This is a genomic window from Paraburkholderia sp. Tr-20389 (genome assembly GCF_017104565.1).
Taxonomy (GTDB): Bacteria; Pseudomonadota; Gammaproteobacteria; order Burkholderiales; family Burkholderiaceae; genus Paraburkholderia.
Genome location: NZ_JAAGPD010000001.1, coordinates 352,253 through 370,496, shown reverse-complemented (window position 1 = coordinate 370,496; position 18,244 = coordinate 352,253). Strand labels below are relative to the sequence as shown.

At 59.7% G+C, this 18,244-nt stretch carries 15 protein-coding genes and 2 pseudogenes; 3 read left to right on the top strand and 14 right to left on the bottom strand.

The genetic code is table 11. From position 1 onward, the window contains the following. Nucleotides 1–70 precede the first annotated feature (70 nt). The 3 genes and pseudogenes from G3N95_RS01715 to G3N95_RS01710 form a co-directional block, all read right to left on the bottom strand. Nucleotides 71–1,111 carry a lipopolysaccharide biosynthesis protein gene (locus G3N95_RS01715; RefSeq protein WP_205968218.1) on the bottom strand — a complete coding sequence of 347 codons (1,041 nt, stop codon included), beginning with the start codon at nt 1,109–1,111 and terminating at the stop codon, nt 71–73. Between the two features lie 330 nt (nt 1,112–1,441). After that, nucleotides 1,442–1,627: pseudogene (locus tag G3N95_RS40465) on the bottom strand (hypothetical protein); the annotation flags it as partial. A gap of 136 nt (nt 1,628–1,763) precedes the next feature. Beyond that, a complete protein-coding gene (locus G3N95_RS01710; RefSeq protein WP_205968217.1) occupies nt 1,764–1,955 on the bottom strand; it encodes a hypothetical protein in 192 nt (63 codons plus the stop codon). Nucleotides 1,956–2,265: 310 nt separating this feature from the next. Here G3N95_RS01710 and G3N95_RS01705 point away from each other — a divergent pair. After that, a pseudogene (locus tag G3N95_RS01705) lies at nt 2,266–2,752 on the top strand (DDE-type integrase/transposase/recombinase); the annotation flags it as partial. A 637-nt stretch (nt 2,753–3,389) separates the two neighbouring features. On the opposite strand, the gene G3N95_RS01700 reads toward G3N95_RS01705, so the two are convergent. The 8 genes from G3N95_RS01700 to G3N95_RS01665 are packed head-to-tail and all read right to left on the bottom strand — an operon-like array spanning nt 3,390 to nt 11,000. Continuing rightward, the gene (locus G3N95_RS01700; protein ID WP_241018210.1) at nt 3,390–4,250 is read right to left on the bottom strand and encodes a metal-dependent hydrolase; all 861 of its coding nucleotides are present in this window, start codon (nt 4,248–4,250) and stop codon (nt 3,390–3,392) included. Next, entirely contained in the window at nt 4,250–5,377 is a 1,128-nt protein-coding gene (locus tag G3N95_RS01695; RefSeq protein WP_241018209.1) for a sterol desaturase family protein, read from the bottom strand. Before G3N95_RS01695 ends, G3N95_RS01700 begins: the two co-directional genes overlap by 1 nt. A 5-nt stretch (nt 5,378–5,382) precedes the next feature. Then, entirely contained in the window at nt 5,383–6,036 is a 654-nt protein-coding gene (locus G3N95_RS01690; protein ID WP_241018164.1) for a phosphatase PAP2 family protein, read from the bottom strand. Continuing rightward, the gene (locus G3N95_RS01685; protein ID WP_346778338.1) at nt 6,033–7,322 is read right to left on the bottom strand and encodes a F390 synthetase-related protein; all 1,290 of its coding nucleotides are present in this window, start codon (nt 7,320–7,322) and stop codon (nt 6,033–6,035) included. The genes G3N95_RS01690 and G3N95_RS01685 overlap by 4 nt, the downstream gene beginning before the upstream one ends. Further along, on the bottom strand, nt 7,319–8,125 hold the full coding sequence (locus G3N95_RS01680; RefSeq protein WP_205968214.1) for an MBL fold metallo-hydrolase: 807 nt from the start codon (nt 8,123–8,125) through the stop codon (nt 7,319–7,321). Before G3N95_RS01680 ends, G3N95_RS01685 begins: the two co-directional genes overlap by 4 nt. Beyond that, nucleotides 8,103–9,116, bottom strand: a complete 1,014-nt coding sequence (locus G3N95_RS01675; RefSeq protein WP_205968213.1) for an NAD(P)-dependent oxidoreductase — start codon at nt 9,114–9,116, stop codon at nt 8,103–8,105. The genes G3N95_RS01680 and G3N95_RS01675 overlap by 23 nt, the downstream gene beginning before the upstream one ends. Beyond that, a complete protein-coding gene (locus G3N95_RS01670) occupies nt 9,113–10,114 on the bottom strand; it encodes a 3-oxoacyl-[acyl-carrier-protein] synthase III C-terminal domain-containing protein (protein WP_205968212.1) in 1,002 nt (333 codons plus the stop codon). Before G3N95_RS01670 ends, G3N95_RS01675 begins: the two co-directional genes overlap by 4 nt. Next, the gene (locus G3N95_RS01665) at nt 10,107–11,000 is read right to left on the bottom strand and encodes a fatty acid desaturase (protein ID WP_241018207.1); all 894 of its coding nucleotides are present in this window, start codon (nt 10,998–11,000) and stop codon (nt 10,107–10,109) included. Before G3N95_RS01665 ends, G3N95_RS01670 begins: the two co-directional genes overlap by 8 nt. A 952-nt stretch (nt 11,001–11,952) precedes the next feature. On the opposite strand from G3N95_RS01665, the gene G3N95_RS01660 reads away from it, so the two are divergent. Both G3N95_RS01660 and G3N95_RS01655 read left to right on the top strand, forming a co-directional pair. Beyond that, entirely contained in the window at nt 11,953–13,077 is a 1,125-nt protein-coding gene (locus G3N95_RS01660; protein WP_205968210.1) for a sterol desaturase family protein, read from the top strand. Between the two features lie 18 nt (nt 13,078–13,095). Beyond that, nucleotides 13,096–14,490, top strand: a complete 1,395-nt coding sequence (locus G3N95_RS01655) for a cytochrome P450 (RefSeq protein ID WP_205968209.1) — start codon at nt 13,096–13,098, stop codon at nt 14,488–14,490. A gap of 41 nt (nt 14,491–14,531) precedes the next feature. On the opposite strand, the gene G3N95_RS01650 is transcribed toward G3N95_RS01655, so the two are convergent. The 3 genes from G3N95_RS01650 to G3N95_RS01640 all read right to left on the bottom strand — a co-directional run bounded on the left by G3N95_RS01650 (nt 14,532) and on the right by G3N95_RS01640 (nt 18,177). Beyond that, nucleotides 14,532–15,410 carry a lysophospholipid acyltransferase family protein gene (locus G3N95_RS01650; RefSeq protein ID WP_205968208.1) on the bottom strand — a complete coding sequence of 293 codons (879 nt, stop codon included), beginning with the start codon at nt 15,408–15,410 and terminating at the stop codon, nt 14,532–14,534. A 907-nt stretch (nt 15,411–16,317) separates the two neighbouring features. Beyond that, a complete protein-coding gene (locus G3N95_RS01645) occupies nt 16,318–16,614 on the bottom strand; it encodes a TrfB-related DNA-binding protein (RefSeq protein WP_205968207.1) in 297 nt (98 codons plus the stop codon). 288 nt (nt 16,615–16,902) lie between these two features. Beyond that, on the bottom strand, nt 16,903–18,177 hold the full coding sequence (locus G3N95_RS01640; protein WP_205968206.1) for a hypothetical protein: 1,275 nt from the start codon (nt 18,175–18,177) through the stop codon (nt 16,903–16,905). Nucleotides 18,178–18,244 lie beyond the last annotated feature (67 nt).

The window sequence follows — 18,244 nt, the reverse complement described above, 5'->3', positions numbered from 1 at the left end:
AGCGTGCCGCACGCGGACAGCGCCAGGGCAGTACTTACGAGCCCGAGGCGAGTGGCTCGAGAAAAGTGCTTCATCGGAGAAGTCCCCACAGAACGAGAGTGGCAAGCAGTACACCAGCGGTCCATTCCAGACGCCGCGGTAGCTCGGGCGAGTGCGGGCTGGAGGGAGCGCTGATGATATTCAGGTAATACTTGTTCTTCATCGCGTTCAGTTGTGCCTGCTGGACAGCAGCTTCAACGTCGTGCAATAGGGATATGTCGCTGTCGCGCGCCACCGTCAGTTCTTCATAGCGCGCAGCCTGGCGAGAAAGCGTCTTCCCATCTTTCTCCGTGCTAGCGATCTCGGCCTGGAAAGCGCCCTTTGCAAAAAGCAAATTCTTGGCGACGGGATTGTTGGGTGTTGCCGCGGAGATTGCGTCGTACTGCGCAGACATACGCGTCGTTTGCTCGTTCAGCGAGTTCAGAAGCGCCAGCTTGGAGTTGTACAACTCGGACGGGTCGTGCATGCCCGTCGAAGTGCGGTATGCGGCGAGTGCAGCTTCGTCGCTTTTCAACCTGGCCTCGATCGAGGTTCGCCGATCAACCGCATTCTTGATGTAGTCGGTTTCCTGTTGCAGGTTCATTTCGTCGATATGATGAACCGCATCGTTCAGAACCTTTCCCGCAATCGTTGCGGCAAGGGCGGGGGAATATCCCTCAACCGACAAGGAGACGATCCCACTGTTCTGGTCAATCGCGGCACTCACGCGATTCTGGTAGTAGTGCCACAGGGCAACGTCGCTTTTTCCAAAGAGTGTCGAGAATCCACCAAAGCGGCTGACGATATCGCCCTGGCCATAGTGTCCGGGAAAGTCTAGCGACCTTGTCACGTTTCGGTACTCATCCCAGGAACCGACATAGTCTTTAACAATGTACGCACCCTCAGTCGAGCCACCGCCGCCTGCACCGGAAAGCATCGACGTGAGGCTTTCCGAGGCTTGAACAGGCTTGTATACGATGAGGGAAGCCGTTGAGACATAGATCGGAGACGCGATCAGAAGAAAGTAAATGAAGCAAACGAGGTTGGGGACCCCGACAATGGACCAAAAAAGTGGCTGGCGAAACGTTTTCATATTGCCCGGTAACGCGTAAGGATTTGCTCGTACTGGGCCAGCTCTATGTCCCAATACGTTTAATCGAGAAATTGTTTAATTGATCAGCGCATCGGGGCCTCAGCATTTGCTGCACACACTGGGTGCGGTACCGGCTGCGACCACGAGGCGAAAGAAGACGCGAGATGGTATGCGCGCGACGCGCACAATATGCGCAGATTTACCCGACGGAATGGACGGTCATGAGTAGGTTGCGCACCTGATCTGAACTGCTCATCGAAGTCTGGTAACGCGTACCCCTCGCGACGAGGGGCGTCACCCGCGTGGCCCCGTTGGCCGAAAGCAGCTGCACGCCGCACCGCCGACTGCCCCCAGTCCGCTGGGCTTACCGTTGTTGGCACGGGTTTCTACCGTTCGTACACTTTCTACCGTCGCGACACGCACCGTTGCCTCTCGCTGTGCCTGCCGTGCCTGATAGATGTCTGGTGAACTCGGCTTATAGACGCATGCGCCAAGTCCGAGTGAACATGCCCGCAGCGGGAGAAGAAGCCATTTCGCCGGGATGTTTCGGCCGGGTCGTTGCATACTCACTGCACCATTCCAGTAGAAGGGTGTTCGGTGGAACGCAGCGCACTGTCGCTATGCACTGCATTTCACCCGCCCTGTATCGAGATTACGGCTTGACGACCTCGGCACGTTGGGCGGTGACGGTATGACGGTGATGATGCTTGTGCATATGCTGGTGGTGGCGGTGGTGCATCATCGGTGCTGCGTTATCAGCGGGTGCAGCCATAGGCGCTGACATCTGCGCGAACGCACTGATTGAGAGCAAGCCGGTCAGTACGGCGAGGATTGTTTTCTTCATGGTTCCTTGGGTCCTTAGAGACAACTGTCATTTAGCGGCATTCACCGGACCTCCTAGAAACGTCTTATCTGGTCTGACGTTGACGCTCCAAAATTGGGATAAGTCGAATTTGCAAAAATTGACTGTTAGGGGTGCTTTCAAGAAGGCGTGCCGATGGGAGCTACGTTCGGCAATAGGCGTTCTTCGATGTCTTCACTGTTCCGTCGCGAGCAACTTGTTGCGGGTATTCGAGGGTGATCGAATTTGTCTGCAAGTCGCGCCGGGACTGGATGTTTGCTGACGATGGCGGAAACGGGTAGAGCCGTCTTCGCGGCGACACGACGGCAAGGTCGCGGTGGGCAGGAGCAATGCCCGCTGGTGTTTGGACGGCTTCGAATTCCGTTGCGATGATGGCGCGCCGTTGTGCGTCGTCTTTGCGCTCGACTGCTGCGACCGGGAAGCCATAAGCTGGGCGGCGACGACGGGGGGTTACACCGGGGACATGGTACGCGACGTGATGCTTCAGGCGGTGGAGAACCGTTTCAACGGCGCGCTTAAGGCCGACAGCGAAATCGAGTGGCTCAGCGATAACGGTTCCTTCTACATTGCCGAGGAACCGCTGACGTTCTCGCGGACAATCGGTTTGAAGCCCGTCACGACCCCGGCAAGAAGTCCGCAGAGCAATGGGATGGACGAAAGTTTCGTCAAAACGATAACGCGAGACTACGTTTCATGGAATGCCCAAGCCTGACGTCAGAACCGCACTGCAATACCTGGCCATCGCGTTTGACCACTACAACGAATCGCATCCCCGCAACGGCGGCCGTAGGGCTTCTGGTGGACGCGGGCTTCGAATGCATGGCTTGAGGTATTTGCAACTGCTGCGTCAGCATGGGTCGGATCAGCGGCTTTTTCGCTGTTGTGACCCCGGCACAAGCCGTCTGCGACGCATCCCGTCACGGCGACTCGCAGGCGTTACGGAACTACAACAGCATCCTCAATGCGCGGCTCGCCGCTCACCAGCAACACGCATCGAACTGACTCATCGTGATCGTCCCAGTCGCGTTCATCGCCGGCGCTCCCTGATGGCTGTCCGGCGCTCAAACTACCTAAAACACGACATTTCTATTTAGCGGAAACCCGACATTTCTATTTGGGACCTACAAACAAAAGGTTGATAATTTGTATTATGTAAAATTAGATACTCAGAAGAAAACCGTAAATTGCACTCGCGCGGCATAAGCACGGTCATCGAAGCTGGACCACTCGGTGTCAAGCACCGAGGTCGGAACGTTATCGACCACGGAGTGCACAGCATGGGAATTCGCATGTTCTGATAGCGGCATACCGCTGACATATGCAGTTTGCAGAGGCACCAGCCGCATTGCTCAATGGCCCGCGCAGTCGCCCGTCGCCCACGCGCGGCCTCGATAGAGTGTGCAGTCCGGTTTGCGTTCAACCGCCCCCACTGCTCTCACGGTCAAAGCGCTGCCTGAAACGCTCCATCACCCCATGGTTGTCGTGCTGCCACGGATGAAAGCATGGCCGGAACCATGCTAACCAGTATGGCAACATCCGCATAAGCGGCCCCGGACGCATGAACTGAACACGCAGCAAATGCAGCCAGCCTCGTACGTCGGTGCCGCGCCCGTCGTGCCGAACCAGGTGGCACGTAAAACGCCACAGAAGCGTCGAGAAGATGATGCTGACGAACGGCATCGTCACACAACGCAGCACGTACCGGCGCAGCGGAGCACGTATCGCTGCGGTGAACACGTCGAAGGCAACGGCCTTGTGTTCGGTCTCTTCCAGGGCATGCCAGTGCCAGATATCGGCCATTGCCGGATGGGCGCCTTCCAGGCAGCGCGGGTCGCGCAGGATCTGGTCTGCGAACATGGCCGTGAAATGTTCGAGGCACACGGTTATGGCGAGACGCGCAACTGGAGGCAGATAGCGGCGTGCAAACGCCTGTTGCGAGGCGACAATGCGTTCAAGTCGCTCCACCGGCGCACCCTGCTCCTGCATCCGACGGTTGTATCGTACGTGCTCGCGGCTGTGCAGTGCTTCCTGAGCGATGAACTCTTTCACTGCGTGCGCGAGGTCGGCGTCGCTACCAATCCGGTCGCGATAGTGACGTACGGTTTCGATAAACGCCCGTTCGCCCTCTGGAAACATGATGGACATCGCGTCATAGAAGCGCGTGAGATGGCAATGGCCAGCAAGCCAGTGTGCGGGAATCGGCGCGCCCATATTGAAATCGATGTCGCGGCGATGCAGAGGCGTGGAAGGTGGCGAGGTCATCGGAAGCATCGTCATCACGGACCGGCGCCATCCGAACTGCTCGAGGCGGCCACCGAATCGGCACGATCGAACAGCGAGGTCATCACTCCATGAAGCGGCAAAAGTGCAAGCGCGACCAGGCCAATCGGATCATTGAGGCCAAATAGCAGTGGCAAGATCACGATCCCTGTGCATCCAAGGAAAAGCCAGCACGGTAGTCCCCACGGCCGTCCATCTGACATTCCGCCTAGCGCAAGCGTCAAGGCGAAGATCAGCATGAAGAACAGGGGTTGCCCCCACGCGGGCCACGTCCCGTCACGATGAATGTAATAGGCGGCGACGCAGAAGAGGAGCGCTCCGCCGGTGCCGATCGTAATGTCCGACCTGGTTTTGCGGCGCTCGTCGTGCCTGAAGCCCGGCACACGCGCACCAGCGTAGCGCAGCAGCGGAACGATGTTGGCCCAAAACGGATTCGTCGATGCTGTCGGTCGGGCTACCCCGTAACGAACCGGCACATCCGGCAGCTCCCGCTGGAATGAGCCGAACAGCTTGTCCCAGATGAGAAACGTGCCGCCGTAGTTTCGATCGCGATACTCGCGGTTCTGTCCGTGATGCACACGGTGATGCGACGGCGTGACGAAGAAGCGTTCGAGCCAACCGGATCGACCAACGATGCTATTGTGATTGTAGAACTGTACCGTGTAATGCAAGGTCGACACCGCGACGAATACCGGCACTGGCACACCGACGAGTGCGAGCGGAATTGACGTGAATGGGAGTGTTGTCAGCGACGATAGCCAGGCGTTGCGGACTCCCAGAGAAAGATTGAAGTGCTCGCCTTCGTGATGGACGACATGTACGCTCCACAACGCGGGGAGCACGTGATGCAGCCGATGCATCCAGTAAAACCCGAGATCCCACGCAAGCAGCGCACTCCCCCAGAGCAAGAGTGGCGACCAATGGTCGGCCCAGTGAAGATTGGCATGCTCAACCACCCACGCATAGACGGAAATTTCGACGCCGCGAAAAAGCCACATGAGTATGTGACCTGAATCGAGGTTCAGCACGAGGTCGCGCCACGGAGCCCGACGGCCACGCCACCTCTGGACGACAAGCAGTTCTGCGAGCATGCAGGCGAGCATGCCGAGCAGCGGTAATGCCATTGCGTTCACGGATGATTCTCCGGACTTGAGTTGAATTCGATTTCGGTCGGCACCTCGACGGCGCGCTGCCTCGTGGCGAACCATGAGCAAACCGCGCCGAGCATCACGCCCGCACCAAGATCGATGGACAAATGTCGCCGTGCTGCGACCACCGACCACATGACCGCGAGTCCCCACACGAGCACGGCGGCGTTGCGCCAGGGCCGCTTTCGCTCCCATAGCGCAACGACGCATAGCAACGTGAGTGCGCCATGCAGCGACGGCAGGCAGTTGCGTGGAGAATCCGCGCCGGCGAGCGCAGTCAGCACGGTGCCGCCTATCGTTGCGGGCGGAATCGCTGGATACACAATCGTCGTCGGCCACGCGAGGAAGACGGCGCCCGCAACAGCGGCCGAAAGCTGCATCGATCGTGTGAGCGGTGTGAGCCGATCCGGCGCAGCGAACAGATAGGCGGCGGGAACAAGCAGGAAGAACGAGAGATACAGCCAGACTGCCGATGCGTCGAACGGCACGAGCGTGTCGAGGATGCCTTCATTCAGCACATGTGCCACGTGCGGTGTCAGGCGACCGACCGAGTAGCATAGCCCGACGGTTCCCCAGCCTGCCAGCATCAGGCCGATTCGCGTGTGCAGGCGGGCCCGCGGGTAATCGGGCTTCATTGGGGTGCCTCGCGCCGGATGATGCGGCGCCGTTTGGCGCCGAGATCGACATCAGGCAATGCGTGCCCCAGCGTCCACGCGAGTGACGATGTCTTCACGCCCTGATGCGCGAGGAAGCGCTCGATATGCGCCCGGCCGGCATCCAGTGCATCGCTTGCGCCCTCGACGTAAAGTGCGAGCTGCGTTTTACCCGTCTGCACGATGCGGTAGTCGGCCGTGATCGGCAGCACCTGCGCGATTGCACGCGAGAGTGCGTCGGCAAAAATCTCAATCGTTCCGCCGTCACGCCCAGGTAGCTGGAGCAGATCGTCGCAGCGACCTTCGATGCGCTCGATCGCCATTTCGTGGCTGCCACACGGGCAAGGGGCGACGCGTTTCACGAGAATATCGTCGAGCCGATATCGCACGACAGGCTGTGTCGTACGCGTGAAATCGGTGATCAGGGGCACAAAGCGATGTTCATCGAGCCACTGCGGTTCGACATGAATGTGCGCCTCGTTCAGATGCAGCGTTCCGTGCGTGCACGTCGAAGCAAGAAAGCCTTCCGTCGCCTGATAGACCTCGCCAACAGGTGCGAGTGACTGGGCAAGGAACTCGCGATCGAACGGCTCCAGGACTTCCGCGCCTGAAATGACCTTGCGTGGCCGGATCGCAAGTCGATTTTCCAGGGTCGCCCCGGCAAGCGCCCGCAAGGCCTGCGCAGGACCGACCACGGTGGTCGGCGCATATCGTTCGAGGCGCCCGAATTGCTCCGTCAGCGGCGTCATCAGATCGAAATATTCGAATGAAAGCCACGGACTACGCACGGCCGCGTAAAGGTTGTTGTTCGCGCGCAGGAACAACGCCACGCGTTCCCCAGCAAAGAGTCGACCCGGGAGCAGCCTCGCAAGCATGATCCCGGCCCAGACGGCCTGCTCTGCAGGGCTCACCACGAACACGCCGCGCGAGCCGGATGTGCCCGATGAGAGTCCGACGCTGTAGCCCTTCACTGTCTGCGAGAAATCGCGGGATCGTTCGGCATCCAATGCACATGCGAGGACTTCGGCGAGCTTGAGTTGCGCGGTGTTGATCCGGTCGAAGTGCGCCATCATCACTGCCTTGTTCATCGTCGGCCAGGTGTGAAGCGGCTGGTTCACATAGGGCGCGAAATACGGACTGCGCGTGAGGGTCCTCGTAGCAAACTCGCGCAGCCTGCGCCGCTGATGATGTTCGAGTGCCCCACGGCTGTCGAACCGGAGCCGCTTTGCCTGCCAGTACGACCAGAGCACGTTCATAAGACGCGTCACAGGGAGCCCTCATGAGTGAGGTGAATGCGCACACGTCCCCCCTGATAAAGCCTGTTCAGCTTGCCTAGCGTCTCGTAGTATCGGGACGGGGCGTCCATGACGGCGTGCGCAATCCGCGACGGGCCGACCAGTTCGCGATAGCTCGTGGGCGACCAGGCGGCGTCGGAGGCCAGCAGGACCCAGCCCTGCCCTGTTGCCACGAACGCACCCAGATGTCCGGCGGCATGTCCGGGCAGATTGACGATCAACAGTTCGCCGTCCGCGCCGGGCGCTGCGTATGCGTGTGTGAACGGTGCGAGTTCGGCAGGCAGTTCGACCCGATCGAAGCTCTCGACTGCGGTCACCGACGATTCGAAATCGGGTGGAATCAGGCCAGGCACGAATCCCTGGCGTAGCGCCCCGATCCCGCGCAGCGAGCGCGTGACTGCCCAGCCCGTTCCCGATAACCAGGTTGGCGTTTCCCGCAGATCCCGCAGCCCCGCGATGTGATCACCGTGGAAGTGCGACAGGATCACGGCGTTGAGATCGGTTGCGCGGATCCCACGGTCGCGCAACTGCTGCACGACCGCTTCACTCTCATTGAAATGCACGGGCGTCACGCGCCGGTACCATGCGAATATGCCGCTGCGTGTGCTGTCGATGAAATGCGACGCGTAACCCGTATCCCACAGCCAGCGGCCGTGCGCCGTTTCGATCAGGTACGCGCGCGCGGGAAAGCGGCAGACTCTAATGCCGGCGCCGCGCAACGCCATGCACGCTGCGTGCGTGCAGTACCCAGCCTCAAAGACCGTAATCGTGGCCACGTGACTGGATCCATTGAACAGTCGAATCGATGCCGTCCGCGAGCGATACGATCGGCCGATAGCCGAGCACGCGGTGGGCCTGTGTGATATCCAGTGTCATGTCGTAATGCAGTGCGCCGATGCTGTAGCGTGTGAGTGCAGGTTCCCTGCCGCTGACGGTAGCGCCGGCCTCCATCACGCGCGCAGCGGCATCGAGGACGGCATATGGAACTCCGACGATGCGGCAGGAAACCTTCACGGCTGCGAACATCGCTTCGAGCAGGTCCCGCAGGACGACAGGTTCACCGTTTGTGATGTTGAAGGCCTCGCCACTGGGAAGACTTTCACGGGTCGTTGCCAGTTGCATCGCGTGTACGACGTTTTCCACATACGTCAGATCGAATCGTGCAACGCCCCCTCGCGGTAAAGGTAGCCGGCCATGCCGCTCGCGCACGATCCGAAGGATGCGCGGCAACAGCACGCGATCGTGCGGGCCGAATATCCCGCGTGGCCGCAGCACGACAAAGATCGTCGCAGGATGATGCGCGGCGATGGCGCGGATCGACTCTTCAGCCTGAGCCTTGGTGCTTGCGTAGTGGTTAACGTAGCGCACAGGGCGAAACGTTTCAGGAATGTCCGTGCGATGCCGGTAGTCGAAATAGAGGGACGGCGTGGAGATGTGGACGAACCGGCGCACGCCGTGCCGTGCAGCCGCCTCTGCGAGCCGCCTCGTTGCAATCACATTCGCCGCATGGAAGTCGTGATACCGCCCCCAGGGAGACGAGAGCGCGGCGCAATGCCAGACGGTGTCGATGCCGTCGAACAGGCGGTCGAGTTCGCGTGCGTCCGCAGTCGTGAGATCAGCAGGAATAAATTCGATGCCGTGCGCGCGCAGCGAATCGCCCGCGCGCAAGTCTCGTCCCGTACCACGTACCGCCTGCCCTTCCGCGGCGAGGAAAGCTGCAGCGTTTCTGCCGAGTCCGCTGGTGGCACCCGTCACGAGAGTCTTCATAACTTGAGAATCAATCCGCCCACGCTCACGCCCGCCGCCGTGCCGATTAACATCACACGTCGGCCGGGCTGCGCGCGTCCCGTGACGAAAGCCTCGTGCAACGCAGTAGGGATGGATGCCGCGACCTGGTTGCCGTGCGTCTTGTAGATATCGACGATCTTCCCTGTTGGCACGCGCAGCCGCTCGGCAACGTGACGCATGCCCAGGTGACTTGCCTGGTGTGGAACGACAGTGTCGATATGATCGAGCGACAGGTGTGCGTCATCGAGCACGTCAGTGAGCAGGCCGTCCATTTCGCTCGCCGCGAGCCTGAAAACACGTTTGCCGTCCATCTGGAACAGAAAGTCCGACGGGCACGCCCCAAGGCGCGGATTGCGCAACGTGCCTGCGCGGATTTCGCAGTAGGCCTTGCCTTCGGGATAGGTTCGGAGCCTGTAACCTTCGATGCCGCATGTACCATCGCCGCGTTCGACGATGATAGCCGCCGCCCCGTCGCCGAAGATCAGCGAAGTTTCGGCACTGTCCCAGTCGATGCCGCGCGACGCAAGATCCGAAGCCACGATTGCAATGCGTCGATACGCTGATGTGTTGAGCAGGCTTGCCGCGACATGGAGCGCGACGGGAAAGCTGAAACAGCTTGCGTTGACGTCGAAGCCCGGCGTACCAGGGCGCAACCCCGCATGATGGAGAATCAGCGACGCTGTCGACGGCAGCGACTGTTCCATCACGCCCGAGGCGGAAATCAGCAAATCGATCGAACCGGGATCGATGCCGCCATTTGCGAACGCGTCATGCAGCGCCTGCGCGGCGATGTCGGACTGGCTCTCACAGTCGTGCGCATGAAAGCGATACGCAATGCCAGAGCGCTTCTGAACCCAGCCCGAAGGTTTCGACAGCCGGACATCGAGTTCGTGGGAGGTAACCTTGCGGCCCGGCAGGGCCTTGCCAGAAGACAGGATCCTGACGGGCAGGATGGCAGGTTTCGTTGTATCAGACATCGGAAGAATTGGGCCGCTTGCCCATTGATTCGAGAAAACGACGTTGCGCGCGCAACAGTTCCCGGTAGTGCAGGCAGCGATAAGGCAGGCCGTGGCGTAGGGCGAGTTGCTCTACGATCGACGCAAGTGCGGGATAGTGCCGGTGGTTGTAGTACGGGAAGAGGTGATGCGTCAGATGATGATTCAGGCCGCCCAGCAAGCCGTTTAGCAGGCGCGGACGCGGAACCCAGTCGCAACAGGTCAGAAACGCGTGTTCTTCCCGCGTATGCGGTAACGGTGCTCCGTCGCTCACGTCATAGAATTCGGTATCGGCCCAATGCGTGCCCAGGATCAGCGTGAGCAGCAGACAGGACGCGACCATCTGACCCAATGCATACGCGGCGATGACCGGTCCGTATCCCGTGCCATGGCCGACCACGGCGAGCGGGACGACCAGACATAAACCCAGATGTGCCAGCTTCGAGCCCACGAAGCACAACCAGCCCGCCGGTCCCGGCAGCAGTCGATCTCGCGCGAGCGGCGTCAGCCCGAGCCGATCTGACCAGTCATAGATCCACGCGATATACGGCATCGACAACCCCGCGACGACTGGCCAGTAGTACTGCTGGAACCGGAACTGTGGGAACCAGGGCTGGAACGGCGTCTGACGCAGAAACCGGTTCGCGGCGGTGTCGAGGTCGTGATGCTCGATGTTCGCATTGGGATGGTGATAGCGCACATGGCGCACTTGCCAGTAGACCGGCTCGACGCCAAGCGGCACGGTGACGGCGCGCATCGCAATCGCGTTGAGCAAGCGAGACCGAAATAGCGCGCCGTGAGAGGCATCGTGGGAGACATTTGCTGACAGCAGTACGGCCGAAGCGAGAAACGCTATGTACAGGCACATGAAGGAGATCTCGCCGGTCGAATTCAGAGACGCGGCGAAAAGCGCACAGGTCAGGATGGCAAGCGTCACAACTTTGAACGCAGTGGCAGCATTGCCGTAACGATGATCTTCGTGGTCTTTGAGGTACGCCTCGGCAGCCGCGCGAAGTTCCCTGGCGAACGGGGAATGCCGGCTCGTCAGAAACGCGGGACGGATTTCGCAGAAATCATTCTTCATGGATCAAGGGTTCGCGATACTTCGCGAATGCGGCGGCTCACCACCACAGCCCGGCCGCCGGGAGCAACGCAAGGCGACGGAGCGGTGTCTGCGCGAAGTCATTAGTGGCGAGCGTATGGGGTAAAACCCGGACAATATCGAGGGATGTCATAACAACATATGTTGTCCGCCCACACAATCGAACCGGTCAAAGATTGACAATCATTCACACAAGCGCCTGAAGTGGCGCGCCACTGCGGGGGCAAGAGCGACCGGCACAGAACAACTATTCCGGTCGCCCAGGGCGCCGGAGCCGGTCCTCCGGCTATCCGTTGCCTGGAGCAACGGAGACTCTTCACGGTTCGAACAGCTGACGGCGCCGCGGGGCTGATGCCCAACTCAACCTTCGTCGTTTGCAACAATTCTGCAAGCAGCCGATCGAAGTTTATTCATGTACTGGTTAGTTATACGTAAGGATATTCCGAAAACAGAGCGGACTACGCTAAAGTGTTGGACTACGCCATCGAGGCCGGACTTCAGACGCAGCAGCAGATTTCTGCAACAAAGTCGTGGGGGGCGATTCCAGCGCGGCAATCATGAAGTCCTGCCGTTTCCAAAGCCTGGTTGCATATGATCGCGGTCCACTAATGCAGGCCCCGACGCCTCGTAAACATACATCGCACCATGCCCGTCAAGCGCCATCACTGCGGCATTTCGTCAAGCCAGAACGTTTCCAACCACTGAAGAGTTGTCCAGAATGACTCCATCCGCCATAGCCTGCGCCGTGGGCGGCGGCCTGATCCTCGCGGAAGCGCTCCTTCTGAGAATGGTGCGCCGCGAACGCACGGTCTGGCCTGAACTCGTCTTTAACCTCAATTCCGGCCATATCCTCATGTGGGCGTTCCGCGGTGTCGAAATCGCGGTCTACGCCGCCGTCTTCGCGCATCTCAACCTGCACTGGGTCGACCGTCTGCCGCGCATGGCACAGTGGATATTCGCGCTGTTCGCATGGGATCTCTGCTTCTATTGGCGGCATCGCACGCATCACAGATTCGGTCTGCTCTGGGCCGTGCATATCGTTCATCATCAGGGCGAGCACTTCAATCTCTCGCTGTGCAACCGCAATTCCTGGTATGCGTCGCTCACCGACCTCCCGTTCATCGGCGTGCTCGCCGTTCTGGGGTTGCCGCTCGATATCTACGTCGCCGTTTCATCTTTCCACTATGCTGTCCAGTTTTTCAACCATAGTGGCCTGGTGCGGTCGCCTGGCGTACTGGACCGCTTTCTGGTAACACCGCGATATCACCGCGTGCATCATCGCGCCGAGCCGCAGTTTTTCAACCGCAACTTCGGCGGGACTTTTCTTCTGTGGGACAAGTTCTTCCGCACCTTCACTCCGCCCGACGACGGTCACGTCCATGCCCGTTACGGGGTCGATGGCATTGAGAACAGCCGCAATCCGCTGCGCGCGACTCACGAACCGCTGCTGCGACTCGTGGGCGTGAGGTGGCCCGACGTTGAGCGTTGCCCGTCAGCACGAGCGAGCGCAGCCTTCGTGACCACCGGTGCCCTCCTCCTTTACGGCCTGCTCATTTGCTGGCTCAACACGCAGCACGGCGCCCACCCCGACCCGCGCTGGATGCTGATGGGCTGTACGCTGGCCGGAACGATCGCGCTCGGCGCCCATTGCGACGGCAAGCGCTGGGCGCTGCCCACCTGGTGCTCGCTGGCGTTCGCAGTACCCGTGGTGCTGCACGGCGATCGCACCGTGAGTGATGCGGTGCCCGCCGCGGTGCTTGTGCTGTTCGCCATTCATGGTGTCTTCGGCATAATCCAGTTCGCGCGCAGCGTGGCATCACCCTCCCGACTGCCTCAGCGCTGAATGCTTTCGCCTTCGTAGATGAACCTGTCCTCGCCCACTCGTCTCTCCCCTCCCGCACCCACGCCGCACAGATCTCCGCTCGGCCCACTGGCGCTGCTGCTGACGCTTCGTCGCAACCCTCTGGAGATCTGGTGCGAAGACGATTTCCGCCTGCCTATGCAGTTGCGCAAGACCATCGTCGATCGACGTGCGTTAGTCAATGACCCTGGCGCGGTCCGCCGTATCTTCGTTGACAACGCGCGCAACTACGAGAAAAACGAGTTGCAGCTGCGTCTGCTGCGCCCGGCACTAGGTGTTGGCATTGTTACGTCGAACGGCACGGCGTGGCGCAGACAGCGCCAGATGATAGCTCCGCTCTTTACGCCGCAGCGGGTCAAGGCGTTCGCAGTCCCACAGGCCGCGGCGGCGCAGCAATGCGCGGAACGCATCGATCATGTCGCTCGCAACATTAGCGGTCACACGCTCGACGTCGCGAAGGAGATGGGCCGCCTCACGCTCGAAATTCTCGAACACACACTGTTCGGCCAGGGACTCGCATGCGAGCCCTCGGCGTTCCAGCATGCCATCGCACATTACCTCGAAACGTTCGGTCGGCTCGACTACTTCGACCTTGTCGGCTTGCCGGACTGGCTGCCACGCTTCAATCGCCTCACGGGACGCAAATCCCTGCAGCATGCGGCGTGCGTCGTCACCGAGATGATCAGGCAGCGTCGTGCGCTGCTCGAGCATGCCACACCCGCGCCCCAGGATCTGATCACACTACTGCTAACGGCACGCGACACGGAGGGGCAAGCGCTGAGCGAGCGCGAACTGCACGACAATATCGTCACGTTCATCGGCGCTGGCCACGAAACGAGTGCCAATGCGCTGACATGGATACTCTATCTGCTCGCACGATCACCCGCCTGGCGCAGGCGCGTGGAGACCGAAATCGACGCACACGCTCACGAGGGCCCGGAGTTCACCGATCTGCCCGTGACGCGTGCAGTGATCGAGGAGACCCTGCGCCTGTATCCGCCCATTCCCATGATGAGCCGGGTCGCGCGCAACGACGACGTGTTGTCTGGCGTTGCGATTACGGCAGGCACGATTGTCACCGTGGCACCGTATGTGCTGCATCGGCATCAGACGCTCTGGAGCGACCCACATGCCTTCGACCCCGAGCGATTCCTGGGCGCCGCGCGCGAAAGGATCGAACGCCATGCGTATATTCCGTTTGGCGCGGGCGCGCGCGTATGCATCGGCATGAGCTTTGCGATGACCGAGATGCTGATGGTCCTGCGCTGCCTGCTCGGCCGGTTTCGCTTCGATCTGGTTCCAGGTCATCGCGTCGTGCCCCAGGTCCGCGTGGCCATCCGTCCGCAGTACGGCATGATGATGCGCGTCAGCCAACGCGAGGCAGGCCATCCGTAGGGGCAAAACCTACGTTCGTTCCAGTTCTCTCGCACTCGCCATCAGGTGCACGCGCTTTTTTTTGCACCGTCTTCGCGCAGCGAGTAAGTGCGCTCACGCAAGTCGTCGGTCAGTGCGCGATCGCCCCGACCATTGGCAAGGTGCTCGAAAGGCACAGGTGCACCGATGCTTGCAGTGACGGACGAACCGATGCGCGCGCCCACCTCACGAAAAATGAGTGCGAGTTTGAGCGTTCTGTCGATGTGACTGGCGATCTGAAAGAGCCGGCTATTCTGTCCATGGAAATAGACAGGCAATACCGTAGCGTCCGTACGGCGCGCAATCTGGGCGGCAAAGGTACCCCACGGGGGATCGATCGCGCGCCGCCGTCCGGCGCGATCGGGCGAGACGGAGATCAGCCCGGCGGGAAAGACAATTAGCGCTCCGCCTTCGCGCACGTGATCGAGCGCCTTGCGCCGTGTGGCGACGTTCATGTCGCGTGCAGACTCGCGAGTCGAAAGGTCGACCGGAAGCAGCCAGGGCTGCAACTCAGGCGCCTGTGTGAGCACCGAACTCGCCAACAACCGGAAATCGGAGCGCAAACGCTCAACGAGCCAGCAAAGTGTGACGCCATCCAGCACGCCATACGGGTGGTTGGCGACCACCACAAGTGGACCTTGCGCAGGTGCGTTCGCGAGCGCGGCGGCATCGAACCGGATATCCAGTTCGAGCAAACGAACGGCGGCGGACCAGAAACTCTCGCCTGCGACCGGATGCATACGATTTTGCCCGTACAGCTGTTCGAGCTTCGATCGGGCAGTCAAACGCTCGACGGTTCCGATCACGAAGCGCCTGAACGGCGTGGTGACTTGCCCCGCATAAGAGAACTGAACGTGCTGTGGATCGTAGGCACGTTCGTCAAATGTGTCCAGAGTGCCCAAGTTTTGGCGAATCCTTAAAAATGAACCCCAGCTAAATATCGTAACGCCGCAACCTTTTCTTTCCGTAACAGGTTCGGCACGTTTGTTCGGACGATCATAGGTAAGCGGGCGCTGTCTGCGGCTCGTTTCGCGCTAGCGCGCCTCAAGGGTCACCCGGTCTCGCGGCCGCTGTCGTCGAACGCGGAGTCACTCTCCCGCCGAGGATCACATTTCCGTGCGCACTGGCGCGGTCACGCCAGGCGGAACCTCATGCCTTCGGGTCGTAACCAAACCAAGATCAGTGTTCCTGCGGGTTAGCTAACGACTGACCAGTTGGCTTATTAGCATAGTTCGGAATGCGATTCTATTTTTAATATGGAAAATTATTCGAAAGCTGTCGCGCTCGTACTTCTCGGTAATCGCTGCAGGATGGTCGTCTGCTATGTTGAACCGTTTCCGTTCGCGTATTGACGGCCCATTGTCGAACGGGCATGTGTGGCTCGACTAGCCGAGTATATGCGGCACGGCGGCGGCGGCGACGTAGGTTCTGCCTTGTCTTAGGCAAGGAGAGCCGGTTTTGTAATCCGACTCCAGCCCGGAAGTTCGTGCGGCGCCTAGAGGGGCAATTTCGGCCCATGCCGTACGTGAAACGCTCCTCGTCGAGCCAGCTGATCTCACGGCCGACGAAGCACGGTGCCTCTTCGGATTCGGTCGTATGTTCCGCCCGCACCGGGAACGCCTTCACCTCACCTGCAAAAATACTGCAAGGTGGCACATCCCCGCAAATCTGAACGAGCATATAGACGGGATCCGATCAACTTGCTCACAAGCGCGCCGAGAGCAAAGGCTGCGACAAGTGAATGAGGCCGGGTCTGCCGCATGATCTTCGGTATTCCCATCGCGGGCATGCTTTGCGCGTACTTCGGTGTCACACGTTATTCTCCCGATCAGCCTTCGCGCGCGCCTTGCGTTCCATTTCACGCACCCGCGCAGCCAACTCCGGCGGTAACCAGACCTCGACCTGCTGCCAACCCTGCGGGATATCCCGTGCGGTGGCCAGTACGGTCTTCACGATAAAGTTCACGCGCTGTGCTGTCAGGCCGCACTCGAGTGCGGCCTCGTTCTGCGCTACCCCATCCACCAGGACCCGGCGCGCAATCTCCACGTTGCCCAGCGTCATCCGCTTCAGGCGTGGAGACAGCGTCTTGAACTCTCTCGCGCTCATTAACTTTCCTGCTGGTCTTCGTGGCATGTCGGGATCGCTTCGTCTCGGACGGGTGGTCCATTATCTCTGTGGGTTCATCAAGGATCAACGACTGGTCGTGACGGATCAGCATTGTGCAGACGCGCCGATTGTCCACCGTGCGTCTCTTCCTTACATGTCAACGCGGAAAATCAATAGAGTATCTCTCAACTGTTGTTCATCGTTTAGTTTTGTGTTCCGTACGTTTTCCCGTGGCATACGAGCCGGTCCAAAGGCGTAGCGCACGAGTTCTGTCGGTTTGAGTTTGGCTCACGCCTCAATGCGCGATACCTCTTCGCCGTCCAACGGGCGAAGCCTCCTATCAATAGGAGTGTGGCAAGTCTCGAATAAGCCGAGCAGGCTTTTGCGCGTGAATACCGAAGCGAGTACTCCACCATCCGTCCAGCATGCTTCTGCGAACGCGAACTCTCCCGTTGGCTTTTGCATAAAGAAGCCTGCCTTGTCTTGTGCTTCAGGGAGTTCGATTATTCCGTTGAGTATTTGTCGAGCGGATTCCCATGAGCGATGGGAAACACCAGAGCCGGCATCAGTGTCAAAAATGAAGACGGTCTTATTCAGGTAGCCACTTCTTACCAGGTGCACGATCTCCCAGATCGTGCCGCGTCTGTCCGCAGGGGCAACGAAGATGATGTTTGCATGCTCCATCAGATCGGCTACCACGGTCCTCCAATTTTCATCGGTAGCCTCTACTCTTCCGGCTCCAAATGATTTGTCCGGTTGCCCGACCGCGACGAGTGCGCCCAACTTTCTTCGAATCGATCGGATCAGTACGTCCTCCAGAAAATTGAGAGAGATATCACCTCCCTTGCGTCGTCCCTCCCGCGAGTCGTAATTCGCCCCCCACCTAACGTCAAGACTTGGACCCAATCCCCATCCATTAACGTCCCAATTCGCCAATGGAGGGCCGAACTCGCGATCCAGGACGAATGCTCTTAAGTACAGGCAATACGATGGTGCCCCCTTGCCTTGGTAGATGAGGCGATAAATCTTGCGAGCGTACGCGTGTCTGCGCGACTGAGCCTGCTGGTGTGTCTTTGTGACGAACGCCCGATACATGGACGTCAGCAGGTAGGTGGGCACGGGAGCAATCATCAAGGTAATGATGACCCGAAAAAATATGACACCCGTGAGGCGCCCCGATAATTCGAAGAAAAGGTCCGCCAGGAAAGTCGAGCCGAGTATCAACAGAGCCCATCCCTGCATCGAATGATAGCGGTGCGCAAGGTGCGCATAGAACATAAAACAGGTAACTAATATCGATCCGCCGTATACATAGGCGAAGATAGAAAGTGGATAGCGCCAGAGAATCCAAGGCACCAAGATGAAAACGCCAGCGCCACGGATCAAGGATGGAACATGGAACAGGGGTGTCAGCAGAAGCGAGAGAACAACGCCAAGCCTGTCAGCCAACGTGTTCATGGCAAAGGACAGCAGCTTGCCAAGCGGAATGACTATTACCATAGCTGGAACGGCCAGGATCACTCCGACAGCAAGCAGAATCGCATAATGAAGAATCGTCCACATGGCGATGACGGCGGGTAGTCGAGCGCTTCGAAACACGATAGACAGCGCGAATTCGTTCTTCTAGCAT

Bases quoted from the DNA above. Each gene is read 5' to 3' on its own strand.
- G3N95_RS01675 (WP_205968213.1), bottom strand. From the start codon at position 9,116: ATGAAGACTCTCGTGACGGGTGCCACCAGCGGACTCGGCAGAAACGCT.
- G3N95_RS01690 (WP_241018164.1), bottom strand. From the start codon at position 6,036: ATGAAGCCCGATTACCCGCGGGCCCGCCTGCACACGCGAATCGGCCTG.
- G3N95_RS01715 (WP_205968218.1), bottom strand. From the start codon at position 1,111: ATGAAAACGTTTCGCCAGCCACTTTTTTGGTCCATTGTCGGGGTCCCC.
- G3N95_RS01695 (WP_241018209.1), bottom strand. From the start codon at position 5,377: ATGGCATTACCGCTGCTCGGCATGCTCGCCTGCATGCTCGCAGAACTG.
- G3N95_RS01640 (WP_205968206.1), bottom strand. From the start codon at position 18,177: ATGTGGACGATTCTTCATTATGCGATTCTGCTTGCTGTCGGAGTGATC.
- G3N95_RS01700 (WP_241018210.1), bottom strand. From the start codon at position 4,250: ATGACGATGCTTCCGATGACCTCGCCACCTTCCACGCCTCTGCATCGC.
- G3N95_RS01660 (WP_205968210.1), top strand. From the start codon at position 11,953: ATGACTCCATCCGCCATAGCCTGCGCCGTGGGCGGCGGCCTGATCCTC.
- G3N95_RS01710 (WP_205968217.1), bottom strand. From the start codon at position 1,955: ATGAAGAAAACAATCCTCGCCGTACTGACCGGCTTGCTCTCAATCAGT.
- G3N95_RS01655 (WP_205968209.1), top strand. From the start codon at position 13,096: ATGAACCTGTCCTCGCCCACTCGTCTCTCCCCTCCCGCACCCACGCCG.
- G3N95_RS01665 (WP_241018207.1), bottom strand. From the start codon at position 11,000: ATGTGCCTGTACATAGCGTTTCTCGCTTCGGCCGTACTGCTGTCAGCA.
- G3N95_RS01670 (WP_205968212.1), bottom strand. From the start codon at position 10,114: ATGTCTGATACAACGAAACCTGCCATCCTGCCCGTCAGGATCCTGTCT.
- G3N95_RS01645 (WP_205968207.1), bottom strand. From the start codon at position 16,614: ATGAGCGCGAGAGAGTTCAAGACGCTGTCTCCACGCCTGAAGCGGATG.